Source organism: Luedemannella flava (assembly GCF_039528515.1).
GTDB lineage: Bacteria > Actinomycetota > Actinomycetes > Mycobacteriales > Micromonosporaceae > Luedemannella > Luedemannella flava.
The window spans coordinates 67,753-82,380 of record NZ_BAAALT010000013.1; the positions used below are offsets into that span (position 1 = coordinate 67,753).

8 protein-coding genes are annotated in these 14,628 nt (G+C 71.2%); 1 reads left to right on the forward strand and 7 read right to left on the reverse strand.

Features of this window, described 5'->3' with window-relative positions; genetic code table 11:
- Positions 1 to 75: 75 nt before the first annotated feature.
- The 3 genes from ABD211_RS03525 to ABD211_RS03535 form a co-directional block, all read right to left on the reverse strand.
- Positions 76 to 2,931 carry a stealth conserved region 3 domain-containing protein gene (locus ABD211_RS03525; protein WP_344126130.1) on the reverse strand — a complete coding sequence of 952 codons (2,856 nt, stop codon included), beginning with the start codon at positions 2,929 to 2,931 and terminating at the stop codon, positions 76 to 78.
- Complete coding sequence (locus ABD211_RS03530; RefSeq protein ID WP_344126132.1) at positions 2,928 to 3,953, reverse strand: hypothetical protein; 1,026 nt, start codon at positions 3,951 to 3,953, stop codon at positions 2,928 to 2,930. The genes ABD211_RS03525 and ABD211_RS03530 overlap by 4 nt, the downstream gene beginning before the upstream one ends.
- Before the next feature lie 212 nt (positions 3,954 to 4,165).
- The gene (locus tag ABD211_RS03535; protein ID WP_344126134.1) at positions 4,166 to 5,965 is read right to left on the reverse strand and encodes a stealth family protein; all 1,800 of its coding nucleotides are present in this window, start codon (positions 5,963 to 5,965) and stop codon (positions 4,166 to 4,168) included.
- A 307-nt stretch (positions 5,966 to 6,272) separates the two neighbouring features.
- Here ABD211_RS03535 and ABD211_RS03540 point away from each other — a divergent pair, with 307 nt between their 5' ends.
- Positions 6,273 to 7,226, forward strand: coding sequence for a zinc-binding dehydrogenase (locus ABD211_RS03540; protein ID WP_344126136.1), 954 nt, complete (start codon positions 6,273 to 6,275; stop codon positions 7,224 to 7,226).
- A 245-nt stretch (positions 7,227 to 7,471) separates the two neighbouring features.
- Here the strand turns inward: ABD211_RS03540 and ABD211_RS03545 are convergent, their stop codons facing one another.
- From ABD211_RS03545 to ABD211_RS03560, 4 genes are all read right to left on the reverse strand, one after another.
- Positions 7,472 to 8,584 (reverse strand): acetate/propionate family kinase, encoded by a 1,113-nt coding sequence (locus ABD211_RS03545; protein ID WP_344126138.1) that lies wholly within the window; start codon positions 8,582 to 8,584, stop codon positions 7,472 to 7,474.
- A gap of 3 nt (positions 8,585 to 8,587) precedes the next feature.
- Positions 8,588 to 10,651 carry a phosphate acetyltransferase gene (pta, locus tag ABD211_RS03550; protein ID WP_344126140.1) on the reverse strand — a complete coding sequence of 688 codons (2,064 nt, stop codon included), beginning with the start codon at positions 10,649 to 10,651 and terminating at the stop codon, positions 8,588 to 8,590.
- Between the two features lie 68 nt (positions 10,652 to 10,719).
- A complete protein-coding gene (locus ABD211_RS03555; RefSeq protein WP_344126142.1) occupies positions 10,720 to 10,899 on the reverse strand; it encodes a DUF6104 family protein in 180 nt (59 codons plus the stop codon).
- Between the two features lie 70 nt (positions 10,900 to 10,969).
- A complete protein-coding gene (locus ABD211_RS03560; RefSeq protein ID WP_425560336.1) occupies positions 10,970 to 14,614 on the reverse strand; it encodes a multifunctional oxoglutarate decarboxylase/oxoglutarate dehydrogenase thiamine pyrophosphate-binding subunit/dihydrolipoyllysine-residue succinyltransferase subunit in 3,645 nt (1,214 codons plus the stop codon).
- Between the last annotated feature and the right edge of the window lie 14 nt (positions 14,615 to 14,628).

The following is a 14,628-nucleotide window of genomic DNA, read 5'->3' on the forward strand; positions in this document are numbered from 1 at the left end:
CAGGGTCAGACTGATGGCCACCGCGACGGCACGCGCCGTCGCGGTGGCGTCAGCCTGACACCACGGCCGGTACGGTCATCGCGCGCTGTGCAGGTTGCGCAGGCTGCCCCGCTCGAACTCGCTGGCCACCGGGAAGTAGTTGTCGAGGAACACCTGGGCGACCTGGGCCCGTTCAGCCTCGGAGACGGTCCCGTGGTGGGTGTCGTTGAGGCAGAACACGTCATGGTCGCGGGCCGTCAGGATCTGGCTGAGCTTCGGGTGCTGCGCGGCGTCGCCGAGGTTCACGTAGGCGACCCGCAGGGTGCCGGGCGCGGAGCGCCCGGTGAAGTAACCGTAGTAGTGGTGCAGTGACGACGGGATGCTGATGTCGGTGGCCGAGCGCAGCTGACTGCTGGCCGTCCGGTCGACCGCCGCCGCGAAACGCTGCTCGATATCGCGGAGCACGCTGACCCGCAGGGCGTGCGGGGTGTGCAGGAAGGCGTGGGTGAGCGTGTGCCCGAACGCCTCCCGGATGAGCTCCCGGTTGTTCTTGCCGGCCGCGAAGTTGAAGTCGTCGGCGTCGCTGAGCGGCGTCATCGGCACGGTGGTCGGCGACAGGAAGAAGTTCGCCACGCCGTTGGGGCCGAAGAACGAGCTGGCCGACATCGGACGACCGAGGAAGACGTCGTCGTTGAAGTACAGGAAGTGTTCGGAGAGGCCCTCGATGTGGTGCAACTGGGACTCGATGGCGTGCGAGTTGAAGGTCGGCAGGGCGCCGCGGTCGCCGAACAGCTCCTTGTGGCTGACCATCTGGATGCGTGGGTGGCTGGTGTCCAGCCAGCTCGGCGTCTGGCCGTCGGTCACCAGGAAGATCTTGCGTACCCAGGGGGCGTACATGGCGACCGAGCGCAGCGAGTACCGTAGCTCGTCCCGGCTGGAGAACCGGGCGTTGCCGCTGGCGGCGTCCAGGGGCGGCCGGCCGAGGCCGGCGAGCAGCGAGTTCTTCCGCGCCTGCCAGGCCGGGTCGTCGCCGTCGACCCACGTGTAGACCACGTCGATCGGCAGGGTCACGTCGGACACCAGCGTCTCGGTGAACGGCGCCAGCGTGGGGTACGTGCGACCGGCGTACTCGGTGGTGACCGTGGCGGCCACGACGGCGGCCGGGATGACGTCACCGATCAGCGTGCGGCGCGTCGCCCTGAGGCTGCCGTCCGCGCTCTCGTCCTCGCGCCAGAACTCGATGTCACACCCGTACCCCGCGGCGAAGCGCAGCGTCCGTGAGGACGTCACCACCGGCTGGAAGACGCGCAGGCCGCCACACTTCTGGCCCTCCTCGGCAGTCCCGGTCAGGGAGGCCAGGGTCACGCCGGAGACGATGCCGGCATAACTGATCAGCTCGGCGTACACGGCGGTCTCGGCGAAACCCTCGGTCAGGGCGTCGAGGATGGCCTGCCGGTCACGCTCGTGGACCGCCACGCGGTGGCGGACGCCGTCGTTGCGGATCAGCCAGTAGGCGACGTTGTGCCGGTCCAGCACGTCGGCGACCAGCCGGAGGTTGCGGTCGACGGCCTCGTTGGGCGTGATCTCGTCCGACTCCAGGCAGAGCCGGCCCGCGGCGCGGACGAGTGAGTCGTCCTTCGCGGCGATCGTCTGCTCGATGTCGCGGGCCGTGAGCTGGAACAGCGGCCGGTCCGGGCGGGGTGCCGCCGGCGCCAGGCCGGAGCCGCCGGTCCCCGCGACCCAGGCGGCCAGCCGGTCCGTCTGGCGGTCCAGTCGGGCCGCGGAGTGCCGGTCGCGCAACAGGTCCGTGTACAACGTCGTCCACTGACCCATGATCGTGGGCAGGTCGTACGCCTCGGCGGCCTTGAGCGCCGCCGCGCCGAACGCGTGGCGCAGCGGCTCGTCCTCGACCAGCCGCCGGATCGCGTCGCTGAGGGCGTCGACGTCGTCGCCGCCGATGACGTAGCCGTTCACGCCATGCGTGATGATCTCGGCGGGGCCGGTCTGGCAGTCGTACGCGATCGCCGGCACGCCCGCCGTGAACGCCTCGATGAGCACCAGCGGCAGCGCCTCGCCGTCCTTCGAGGTGAGCAGCGCGATGCTGGACTTCGACCACTCCTCGGGCATGTGCTGGACAGAGCCGAGGAACTGGACGTTCTCGTTGAGGCCCAGGCTCTCCGCGAGCTTGCGGACGGCAACCATGGTCGGGCCGTCGCCGATCACCCGCAGGATCCAGTCCGGGTGGTCCTCGGCCACGGTCGCGAAGGCCTGGACGGCGTGGTCGATCTGCTTGTCCTTCACCATCCGGCCGGCGATGGTGACAATCTTGGCCGTCCGGCTCGACTGCGGCCGGAAGCCGCCGGGCAGGGCGTTGCCGATGATCTCGAGCCGGGGAGCGAGCTCGCGCATGCTCTCGGCGAACCACTCCCGCGTGCGCTCGGTGAGAACGACCAGGGCGTCCAGCCGGGGCGCGTACTGGAACAGGGGCTCACCGGTGCCGACCCGCAGCTGGGACGGGCGGTGCTCCTGGTGCACGGTGATGACCTCGGGGCGGGCGAACGTGGTGGTGGCCGCCATGAGCGCCGGCGAGGAGGAGACGAGGATGTCCGTGTCCAGCTCGCGCAGGGCGTACTCGAGCTCGATCTCCGCCAGCTTGTTGAAGGCCACCTCCCAGCGCTTGGGGATGAGACGACTGTCCGCCGCGGCCAGTGCCTGGCACTGGGCGTCGGTCAGCGTGCTCTTGCGGACGGGGCGGGGGACCGCCCCGACGTTGTCCACCAGGTAGCTGACCCTGATGCGCGGGTCCACCGCGAAGAAGCGCTCCGTGCTGGTCCGGAAGACGCTGATGACCTGGATGTCGTGCTCACGCGCGAGGTATTCGGCCTGCGTGAAGATGGCACGTTCGGTGCCCCCCATAGCGTCGGCCGTGGTGAGCAGAAACGTGATCCTCATGCGCGAACTCCTGGTGTTGCGGTGGCGCAGGCGAGCGCCAGACTGCCGGCGGGCGTGTAGAAGGGACTGAGGCGGAAGGTCGCGCCTCCGGGCAGCGGCATGCGCTGCTCGACGGGCCGCAGAACCGCGTCGAGGTTCTCGAGGTCGTGCAGGTAACGCCCGACCCGCAGCCGCCGACCGCGCAGCACGACGTCCAGGTCCCAGACGTCGTTGTCGCGTTCGGTCGGCGCCAGCGCGGCCAGCGGCAGGGCCACGGAGAAGAGCCCGTTCGCCATCGAGACGGCCGCGTCGTGGGTCGCGTTGTCCTCCCGGCGGACGAACTGCGCGGTGGCGCCGGTGGGGTCGGCCACGCCGACGAACCGGCCCACGACCTCGGCCCGACCCAGGTCCAGGACCACCCGGACCACCTCGGCGCACGGCTGACCCGCGCGGACGGTCAGTTGCCAGGTGCCGAACAGTGAGGCGCTCGGGCGGTAGAGGGTGCCGCTGTCGGGGCACGGGGGCACCAACGCGGTCGGTCCAGCCGCCCGGGGCGTGTGCGTGACCGAGCGGCGCAGCGTGAGCTGGCGCGTCTCGCCGGACGCCAGCGTCACGGCGAGGCCGAGCTGCCAGTCGCCGTGGCCCAGCGCGAACCGGCCGGGGCTGTCGCCGAGCAGGACGGTGCCCTCAGCGAGCCATTGACCGTCCTCGGTCACCCGTACGGTGACCGGTGTCCGGCGGGTGACGCGGTCCCGGCTGAAGATCAGGTCGGCGGCGGTTGGCGGCACGCCGTCGAAGTCGGGCAACTCGGCCTGGAGGTTCAGGGTGTGGCCGTCGGCAACGCCGAGGTAGGTCGTACCCGCTGTCGTGCCGGCGGCCGTCACCCGGACCATGCGCCCGGCGAGGCCCACCCATGCCTGGCGGGCCTTCGGCTTCACCTCGGTGCGGTACTGATGGCGGGCGCGCCGCAGGCGCTGAGCCGACCCCGCGGGCAGACTCCGGCCGAGCCGGGCCAGCAGGGACTTCGCTGCCTTACTATTCATGACCTTTTCTGTGCCCATCCCTCGTGCGCCGGGGCGCCCAGCCGCTCGCTCACCCAGCGGTCCCCTACCATGCGCCGGACCCCGGTAGTCCGGTGCGACCGATCGCGATCACCGTCGGCTGGCCGCGCGCGTCGGCGACCACGGACGGTGGGTGAAACCGGAGCTTCCGGCTCACCATGCGGGCGACCGGCGCCGCCTGCCTGATCCTGGCATCATCGGGCGTCCCCGTCGGGCAGTTCCCAGGGCGCGGGCACGGGGTAGTAGGCGGACAGGAACTCGTGCAGCACCTTGCTCTGGCGCGCCATCTCTTCGGGCGTGCTGTCCGTGTCGTTGAGGCAGTACACGTCGTAGTTGCGCTTCGCGAGGGCGAGCCGGAGCAGGCCGGGCGTGTCCGGCGCGGCCAGGTCCACGTACATGTAGATGATGTTGTCGATGGCCGCCCGGTTCGTCAGGTACGCGTAGTACTGGTAGAGCGACGAGGTGAGTGACACGTCCCCGGGATGGCGGAACTGGTGCTGTGCGGTGGCCGTGATCTCCGCGGGATAGCGGCCCTCGAGCTCCAGGAGCACGTCGCGACGCAGCGCGTGTGGGACGTGCTTCATCTTGAACGTCAACTGGCGGTCGAAGGCGTCGCTGATGAGCCGGCGGTTGTTCTTGCCCGCGGCCGTCGACGGGATGTCGGCGCTGATGTCGATCTGCGCGGGGTCGACCTTGGCCCGCGAGGGGAACATCTTGGACAGGCCGTTGCCCTGGAAGAAGGTCTGCGGCACGAGCGGACGGCCGAGCATGACGTCGTCGTTGAAGTAGAGGAAGTGCTCGGACAGGCCGGGGATGTGGTGCAGCCGGGTCTCGATGGCGTGCGAGTTGAACGTCGGCAGCTGGCCGGCGTCGCCGAAGATCTCCCGGTGGCTCACCACGGTGACGTGCGGGCTCGTGGTGTCCAGCCACGCCGGCACCTGATCGTCCGTGACCAGGTAGATGTGGCGCACCCACGGCGCGAAGTTGAACAGCGAACGCATGGAGTAGCGCAGCTCGTCGCGGCTGACGAAGCGGGACTCGTTCGCCGACTGGTCGTTGAGGTCGTCGGTGACCTGGCCGCGCGCGGCGTCGCGGCGCCGGCGCCAGGCGGGATCGGACCCGTCCACCCAGGTGTAGACCACGTCGATCGGGAACGTGATGTCGTCGACGAGCTGGCCCAGCATCTCGGGCCGCGTGGGGTAGTCGAGCAAACCGGGCGTGTCGTCGGTGACCAGCCGGCTGAACGCCGACTCGCGGACGACGACGGTCGGGCCGTCCGCCGCCACGACGTCGGCGGCCCGGTTCGGCCGGGGCGCCTCCAGCCGGCCGTCGACGGGACGCCAGAACTCGATGTCGCAGCCCGCGGCATCGCCCACCACGAGCGAACCGGTCGGGTCGGTGAAGTAGTGGACGAGGCGGACGGTCTCGGCCTTGGCCAGGCGGCCCGCGGCGCGGTCGCCCGGGCGCAGCGGGTTCAGGCGACGGTCGAAGACCTGACCGAGGAAGCCCGGCTCGCGGCGGCAGTGCTCGGTGAGGGCCGCCAGCACGGCTGGCCGGTGTTTCCTGGACACGGCGACGGCGCTGGTCAGATCGTGGAAGCCGCGCACGCAGAAGAACGGGATGCCCGCTTCGGTGAGCATGTCCATGACCTCGCGCAGGACCTCGCGGCGGGCGGACAGCGGCGTCAGGTCGGCCCGGACACGGGCGGCGACGACACCCTCCGGCGAATGCACCAGCGCGTGGTCGCCGTCGCGGATGGCGGACGCGTACCGCGCCTTGCCGGGCAGCTCGACGAGCCGGTCGGTGACCTTGGTGAGCGGGCCGGCGACGGTGAGCCGGCGCGCCACGTACGACCGGGTCTCCGGCGACAGCCGGGCGCGGATCGCGGTCCGCAGGCGCAGCGGCACCGTGGCGGAGTAGAGGCGCAGCGCCCGCGAACGGGCGGCCGGGCGCAGCACGGTCGAGCGGGCGTTGGGCTGAGGGGTAGCGGACACGGCTAGCGCTCGCGACGGTGGGTCAGGCCGTCGCCGCACAGCGCGGCGCCGCCCAGGCAGTCGACTGATGCTCCGGTCCTCATCGGACGCCCTCCACGGCAGGTGCACAGGAATGCCGGCCGCGTGCCACCATTGCGGGTGGGCGGCCAGCCGGTTTCCCGCTCGCAATGCGAACAAGTGACGGCGAGTTTAACTGCCGGTAAAACGGCTCTTCAAGGGGCGCAAAAGCGATGGATCCGCCCTTCTGGGGAGCGATCATGCGAACGCCGACAGAGATATTGGGCACCCAGCGAACGTGTAGGTGATCATGCAGGCGGTATTCGCAGAAACGACAGATGCTGACAATTCGCTCGCCGGGTTGGTTATCGGGGAGCGCCCCGAGCCGGCCCCCGCGGACGCCGGCTGGACCGTCGTCGACGTGCGGTTCAGTGCCCTGAACCACCACGACCTGTGGTCGCTGCGCGGGGTCGGGCTGCCCGCCGACCGGCTCCCCATGATCCTCGGCTGCGACGCCGTGGGGGCCGCCCCCGACGGCGCCCCGGTGGTCATCTACCCCGTCGTGCCCGACCCCGCCGACCCCCGCGGGTTCTCCCTGCTGTCCGAGCGTCACCAGGGCACCCTTGCCGAGCGGGTCGCCGTCCCCGAGGCGTGCCTCGTGCCCCTGCCGGCTGGCGTGGACGCCGCCGCGGCGGCCTGCCTACCGACCGCGTGGCTCACGGCGTACCACATGCTGGTCTCCCGCGGCCGCATCGCGGACGCGGAGGCGGTCCTGGTGCAGGGCGCGGGCGGCGGGGTCGCCACCGCCGCCGTCGTGCTCGGCGTCGCGCTGGGCAAGCGGGTGTACGCGACCAGCCGCGACCCGGGCAAGCGCGAGCGCGCCGCCGAACTGGGGGCGACGGCCGTCGAGCCCGGCGCCCGTCTGCCCGAACGCGTCGGCGTGGTGATCGAGACGGTCGGCGCGGCGACGCTGGACCACTCCCTCAAGTGCGCCGCGCCGGGCGCCCGCGTCGTCGTGTCCGGATCGACCTCCGGCCACCTCGCGACCATCGACCTGCGCCGGGTCTTCGCGATGCAGCTGGAGCTGCTCGGCGCGTCGATGGGCACCCGCGACGAGCTCGCCGAGCTGCTGGCGCTGTGCGCCGAGGGCCGGGTCCGCCCGGTGATCGACTCGGTCTACCCGTTCCGCGAGGCGCGGTCGGCGTTCGAGCGGCTGAACTCGGGTGCGGTGTTCGGGAAGGTCGTCCTCGACCACTCGGCCTGATCCCCGCCCGACCTGGCGCGACCCCTCGCCCTCGTGGCCGGGCCCCCCGGCCGGGCGCGGCTGGCCGTCGCATCCGCGGCCGGCTGGGCGCGAGTAAACCTTTCGACAGGTGCGTGGAACTTACGCGCCGCTAGTCCGGTTCCGGCCGGTGCTGCCGCCTTAGGTTTGGAATGCCGCCCCGGATTCCCGACCTAAGGCGCCATAACCCGAAATCCCGTCCGGCCGGAGCGGCCGTGGGCGGGTCGTCAGGTGGTGGCGAGGACCGTGCGGGTCTGGGTGGCGATCTCGAGTTCCTCGTCGGTGGGGATCACGCAGACCGCGACCCGGGCGCCGTCGGGGGAGATGACGCGCTCGCCCCCCCGGGCCGCGTTGCGGTCGGGGTCGACCGCGATGCCGAACGGGTCGAGCCCGGCGAGGCACGCCTCGCGCACCGGCGCCGAGTTCTCGCCGACGCCCGCCGTGAAGGTCACCGCGTCCACCCGGCCGAGCAGGGCGGCGTACGCGCCGACGTAGCCCTTGACGCGCTGGCAGTAGACGTCGAATGCCAGGGTCGCGGCCTCGTCGCCGGCGTCGCGGCGGGCCTCGATCTCGCGCATGTCGTTGTCGCCGGCCAGGCCCATCAGGCCGCTGCGCCGGTTGAGCAGGTCGTCGATCTCGTCGACGCCGAGCCCGCCGACCCGGCGCAGGTGGAAGATGATCGTCGGGTCGATGTCGCCGCTGCGGGTGCCCATGACGAGGCCCTCCAGCGGGGACATGCCCATCGAGGTGATGAGGCTGTGCCCGCCGGCCACCGCGCACGCGCTGGCCCCGTTGCCCAGGTGCAGCGTGATCACGTTGGTGTGCTCGACCGGCCGGTCGAGCAGCGCGGCGGTCCGCCGCGACACGTACGCGTGGGACGTGCCGTGAAAGCCGTACCGCTGGATGCCCCACTTGCCGGCCACCGAGGTGTCGATCGCGTACGCCCGGGCCCAGGCCGGCATCGTCCGGTGGAACGCCGTGTCGAAGATCGCGACCTGCGGCACGCCGGGCAGCAGCCTGCGGGCGACCTCGATGCCGGTGAGGTTGGCCGGGTTGTGCAGCGGCGCGAGCGGCACCAGGTCGCGGACCGCCGCGAACACCTCGTCGGTGACGAGGGTCGGCGCGCTGAACCTGTCGCCGCCGTGGACGACCCGGTGACCGACGGCGGCCAGGCCCGACAGGTCAGCCGCGGACATGATCTCGGACAGCGCGGCGTCGTGGTCGGCCGGGCCGCCCGTGCCGACGCGCTCGACCAGGCCCTTGCCGACCGTGTCGGGGCCGTCGAACAGCCGCCACTTCACCGACGAGGAACCGCAGTTGAGCACCAGGATGCGCGACATGCCTCAGCCCTGCGCCTGGATCGCGGTGATCGCGATCGTGTTGATGATGTCGGGCACGGTCGCGCCCCGGGACAGGTCGTTGACGGGCTTGCGCAGGCCCTGCAGCACCGGCCCGACGGCCACCGCGCCGGCCGACCGCTGCACCGCCTTGTACGTGTTGTTGCCCGTGTTCAGGTCCGGGAAGATCAGCACCGTCGCCTGTCCCGCGACCGGGGAGCCCGGCAGCTTCGTGGCCGCCACGGCCGGGTCGACCGCCGCGTCGTACTGGATGGGGCCCTCCACCAGCAGCTCCGGCGCGCGTTCCCGGATGAGCTTCGTCGCCGCGACCACCTTGTCGACATCGGCGCCGTGCCCGGAGGTGCCCGTCGAGTACGACAGCATGGCCACCTTCGGCTCGACCATGAACCGGGCCGCCGTCTGCGCGGACGACAGCGCGATGTCGGCGAGCTGCTCGGCCGTCGGGTCCGGGTTGATCGCGCAGTCGCCGTAGACCAGCACGTGGTCGGCGAGGCACATGAAGAACACCGACGACGAGACGCTCAGGCCCGGCACCACCTTGATGATCTCGAAGGCGGGTCGGATCGTGTCGGCCGTCGGGTGGGTCGCCCCGGACACCATGGCGTCCGCGCGGCCGGTGTGCACCATGAGCGTGCCGAAGTAGTTCACGTCGCTGACCGTGTCGTGCGCCGCGTCGAGGGTGACGCCCCGGTGGGCGCGCAGCTTGGCGTACTCGGCGGCGAACTCGTCGCGCCACGACGACGTCGCCGGGTCCACCAGCTCGGCGGCGGTGACGTCCAGGCCCAGCTCCCGGGCGCGGCGGGTGATCTCCTCGGGCGGCCCGAGCAGGGTCAGGCGGGCCACGCCCCGGCGCAGCACCACCTCGGCGGCGCGCAGGATCCGGTCCTCGGTGCCCTCGGGGAGCACGACGTGGCGCGGGTCGCGGCGGGCGCGCTCGATCAGGGCGTACTCGAACATGAGGGGGGTGACCCGGGCGGAGCGGGCCACGTCCAGGCGGCGCGACAGCTCGCGGGTGTCGACGTGGGACTCGAACAGGCCGAGCGCGGCCTCGATCTTGCGGGGCGTGTGGGCCGACAGCTGGCCGCGCAGGTTGTCCAGGGCCGCCACGGTGGTGAAGCTGTCGTGCTCCACGGAGAGCACGGGCAGGTCGGTGCGCAGCCGGCCGACCACGTCGAGCACCCGCTGGTCGGGCGTCTCGCCCAGGGTCAGCACCACGCCGGCGACCGAGACCGAGCCCGACGCGTGCGCCGCGAACGTCGCGGTGACCAGGTCGTCCCGGTCGCCCGGGGTGATCACCACGCCGCCGTCCGCGAGGTGGCTCAGGAACACCGGTACGTGCGCGGCGCCCACGATGAACCGCAGCGCGTCGCGGGAGTACGCCGCGTCGTCGCCGAGCAGGCGGCGGGCGCCCAGCGCGTCGGCCACCTCGGCGACCGTGGGCGCCGAGATCGCCGCGTTGGCCGGCAGGACGTACACCGGCACGGGCAGCGGCGCCTCCTCCAGGATCGCGAAGCGGTCCCGCGGGATGGTGCGGTTCGCGATCATCGCGACGACCGTCGTGCCCAGCTCACCCAGCGAGTGGTACGCGCTGCGCACGGCGCCCGCGACCGCCTCGGCGGTGCGGTTGCACCCGTCGACGATGCCGATCACGACGGCCTCGAACTCGTTGGCCAGCCGGGCGTTCATGGCCAGCTCCTCGGGCAGGCCCGGATCGTCGGGGCCCACGCCGAAGTCGGACCCCACCACGATCACGGCGTCCGCGTCGTCGGTCACCGCGTGGTAGCGGTCGATGATGCGGCCCAGGATCTGGTCCGGCTGCCCCTGGCTGTGCAGGGCCGCCGCCTCGGCGTACGTCAGGCCGTAGCCGGCGTCCGTGAGCTGGTAACGGTCGCGCAGCAGCGCCACGATCGGGTCGTCGGCGCCGCCGACCACCGGCCGGAACACCGCCAGCCGGCGCACCCGCCGCGAGAGCAGCTCGGCGACGCCGAGCGCCACGGTCGACTTCCCACCGCCGGGCTCCAGCCCGGTCAGGTACACGCTGCGTGCCACCGCGGCCCTCCTCGAAGATCCCTTTACCAGGCTACGGTCGGCCAGTTTCGACGGCGTTGATAAGGGCTTTAGTCCTCATCCTCGTCATCAAGCCTGGCCAGCCAGGTCGCCAGCCGTTCGATGGGGGTCTCGAACTCCGGGTTGAGGTCGACAAAATCGCGCAGACGCTCGGCCAGCCATTCGAGGCTGACCTCCTCGTCCCCGCGACGGGACGCAAGCTCCTCGATGCCCCGGTCGGTGAAGTACATGTGCTGCTCCACTTTCATGGTGTGGCGAAAAGGGGTCGCTATGTGGTCCCTTTTCGCCACGGGTCCAAGATTAAGAACGGGGGAGGGCGGCCTCGATGAGCGCGGCCTGCTCGGCGTCGTGGGTCTTGGCCGAGCCGCCGGCGGGGGCCGCGGCCGCGGGCCGGGAGACGCGACGCAGCGGGATGCCGTCGAGGTGCTCGAGCAGGTTGAGCGCGATGAACGACCAGGCGCCCTGGTTCGCCGGCTCCTCCTGGACCCAGACCAGGTCCTTGGCGTTCCCGTACCGGCCCAGCACCGTCCGGATCTCGTCGACCGGCAGCGGGGCGAGCTGCTCCATGCGGACGATCGCCGTGTCCGTGATGCCGCGCTCGGCGCGCGCCTGCAGCAGGTCGTAGAAGACCTTGCCGGAACACAGGATCACCCGCGTGATCGCCGACGGGTTCGGGGTGAAGTCGCCGAAGCCCGGGTCGTCCAACACCGGTTGGAACCCGCCCGTGGTGAAGTCCGCGACCGGGGACACGCACAGCCGGTGCCGCAGCAGCGACTTGGGCGTGAACACGACCAGCGGCTTCTTCTTCGGCGACAGCGCCTGGCGGCGCAGCAGGTGGAAGTGGTTGGCCGGGGTGGTCGGGATCGCGACCCGCATGTTGTCGTCGGCGCACAGCTGCAGGTAGCGCTCAGGCCGGCCGGACGTGTGGTCGGGGCCCTGACCCTCGTGGCCGTGCGGCAGCAGCAACACGACGGAGGAGCGCTGGCCCCACTTGGCCTCGCCCGAGGAGATGAACTCGTCCACGATGGACTGCGCGCCGTTGGCGAAGTCGCCGAACTGCGCCTCCCACAGCACGAGCGCGTCGACGTTCTCCACGGAGTACCCGTACTCGAAGCCGAGGACGGCGAACTCGCTCAGCAGCGAGTCGTGCACGAAGAACCGGCCGCCGCCCTGCTCCGCGAGCGTCTTCAGCGGCAGGTAGTCGTCGCCGGTCTGCGCGTCCACGACGGAGGCATGGCGCTGCACGAACGTGCCGCGCCGCGAGTCCTGACCGGACAGGCGGACGGTCGCGCCCTTGCTGACCAGCGAACCGAACGCCAGGATCTCGCCGAAACCCCAGTCGATGTCGCCCTCGACGGCCATCTTGGCGCGGCGCTGCAGCAGCTGCATGACCCGCTTGTGCGGGGTGAAGCCCTCGGGCAGCTCCAGGTGCGCCTGGCCGATGCGGGCGATCTCCTCGGCGGGGACGCCGGTGTCGACGACCGGCTCCGGCTCGGCGACCGCGCCGCGCACCGCGCGGGCCGCGCCCGTGGTCGCGGCGTCGCGGGTGGCCTTGAAGACCTTCTCCAGCTCGCTCTGGAAGTCGCGCAGCGACACCTCGGCCTCGTCGAGCGAGATGTCGCCCCGCCCGATCAGCTCCTCGGTGTAGATCTTGCGGACCGAGCGCTTGGTGTCGATGATCTGGTACATCAGCGGGTTGGTCATCGACGGGTCGTCGCCCTCGTTGTGACCGCGCCGGCGGTAGCAGAGCATGTCGATGACGACGTCCTTGTTGAACGCCTGGCGGTATTCGAACGCCAGCCGGGCGACCCGGACCACGGCCTCGGGGTCGTCGCCGTTCACGTGGAAGATGGGCGCCTGGATCATGCGCGCCACATCCGTCGAGTACATGGACGAGCGCGAGTACTCCGGGGCCGTCGTGAAGCCGACCTGGTTGTTGACCACGACGTGCACGGTGCCGCCCGTGCGGTAGCCGCGCAGCTGGGACAGGTTCAGCGTCTCGGCCACCACGCCCTGGCCCGCGAAGGCCGCGTCGCCGTGCACCATGAGCGGCAGGACCGTGTAGCCCTCCAGCTTGAGGTCGATGCGGTCCTGCTTGGCCCGCACGATGCCCTCCAGCACCGGGTCGACCGCCTCCAGGTGCGACGGGTTCGCCGTCAGTGACACCTTCGTCGAGTGCTCGCCGTCCGGGGTGGTGAACTTGCCGGACTGGCCGAGGTGGTACTTCACGTCGCCGGAGCCGTGCGCCGACTTCGGGTCCAGGTGGCCCTCGAACTCGGAGAACACCTTCTCGTACGGCTTGCCGACGATGTTGGTCAGCACGTTGAGCCGGCCCCGGTGGGCCATGCCGATGACGACCTCGTCCAGCCCCGACTCGGCGGCCGCCTGCAGGACCTCGTCCATGAGCGGGATCAGCGACTCGCCGCCCTCGAGGGAGAATCGCTTCTGCCCGACGTACTTCGTCTGTAGGAAGGTCTCGAACGCCTCGGCGCGGTTGAGCCGGTTGAGCACGTGCTTCTGCTCGTCGGTGGAGGGCTTGGCGTACTTTGTCTCGATGCGCTCCTGGATCCACCGGCGCTGCACCGGGTCCTGGATGTGCATGTACTCCACGCCGACGCGGCGGCAGTACGAGTCGCGCAGGACGCCCAGCACCTCGCGCAGCTTCATCTTCTGCTTGCCGGCGAAGCCGCCGACCGGGAACACGCGGTCGAGGTCCCACAGGGTCAGCCCGTGCTGGATGACGTCCAGGTCGGGGTGGCGGCGGATCTCGAACTCCAGCGGGTTCGTGTCGGCCATCAGGTGGCCGCGCACGCGGTAGGCGTGGATGAGCTCCACGACCCGGGCCGCCTTGCCGATCTGCCCCTCGGTCGTGTGCGCCACGTCGCGCGTCCACCGCACCGGCTCGTACGGGATGCGCAGCGACATGAAGATCTCGTCGTAGAACCCGTGCTCGCCGAGCAGCAGCTCGTGGATGACCTTGAGGAACTCGCCGGACTGCGCGCCCTGGATGATCCGGTGGTCGTAGGTCGAGGTCAGGTTCATGACCTTGCTGACGGCGAAGTCGGCGAGCTGCTCGTCGCTCATGCCGGCGAACGGCGCCGGGTGCTCCATCGCGCCGACGCCCAGGATGGTGCCCTGGCCGGTCATCAGGCGCGGGATGGAGTGGACGGTGCCGATGCCGCCCGGGTTGGTCAGCGAGATCGTCGTGCCGGCGTAGTCGTCCATGGTCAGCTCGTTGCGCCGGGCCCGCCGCACGATGTCCTCGTACGCCTGCCAGAACTGGCGGAAGTCCATCGTCTCGGCCGCCTTGATGGACGGCACCACGAGGGTCCGCGAGCCGTCCGGCTTGACCAGGTCGATGGCGAGGCCGACGTTGACGTGCTCCGGGGAGATCATGGCGGGCTTGCCGTCGACCACGGCGAACGAGTTGTTCATCTCCGGGTGCGCCACGGTCGCCTTCACCAGCGCGTACCCGATGAGGTGGGTGAAGCTGACCTTGCCGCCGCGGCCCCGCGCGAGGTGATTGTTGATCACGATGCGGTTGTCGGAGATCAGTTTGGCCGGCACGGCGCGCACGCTCGTGGCCGTCGGCACGGTCAGCGAGGCGTCCATGTTCTGCACGATCTTGCTGGCCACGCCGCGCAGCGGGGTGACCTTGGGGCCCTTCTCGGCCTTCGTGGCCTTCGCGGGCGCGGTGGCCTTCACGGGCGCGGCCGGCTTCGCCGGGGCCTCGGAGCTCACGGCCGCGGCGCTCGCGGCGGGCGCGGTCGCGGTCGGGCCCGCGTTCGACGAGGGCGCCGGCGTCGTGGGCGCGGTCGTCTTCGCGGCCTTCGCCGCCGACGTGCTCGCGGGCGCGGAATCGACGCCCGTGGGTTTGTAGTCGTGGAAGAAGTCGTGCCAGGCCGGATCGACGCTCGTCGGGTCAGCCAGGTAGCGCTGGTACATGTCCTCGACGATCC

Excerpts from the sequence above, each read along its gene's own strand:
- ABD211_RS03525 (WP_344126130.1), bottom strand. The coding sequence starts at position 2,931 with ATGAGGATCACGTTTCTGCTCACCACGGCCGACGCTATGGGGGGCACC.
- ABD211_RS03530 (WP_344126132.1), bottom strand. The coding sequence starts at position 3,953 with ATGAATAGTAAGGCAGCGAAGTCCCTGCTGGCCCGGCTCGGCCGGAGT.
- ABD211_RS03540 (WP_344126136.1), top strand. The coding sequence starts at position 6,273 with ATGCAGGCGGTATTCGCAGAAACGACAGATGCTGACAATTCGCTCGCC.
- ABD211_RS03545 (WP_344126138.1), bottom strand. The coding sequence starts at position 8,584 with ATGTCGCGCATCCTGGTGCTCAACTGCGGTTCCTCGTCGGTGAAGTGG.
- ABD211_RS03555 (WP_344126142.1), bottom strand. The coding sequence starts at position 10,899 with ATGTACTTCACCGACCGGGGCATCGAGGAGCTTGCGTCCCGTCGCGGG.
- ABD211_RS03560 (WP_425560336.1), bottom strand. The coding sequence starts at position 14,614 with ATGTACCAGCGCTACCTGGCTGACCCGACGAGCGTCGATCCGGCCTGG.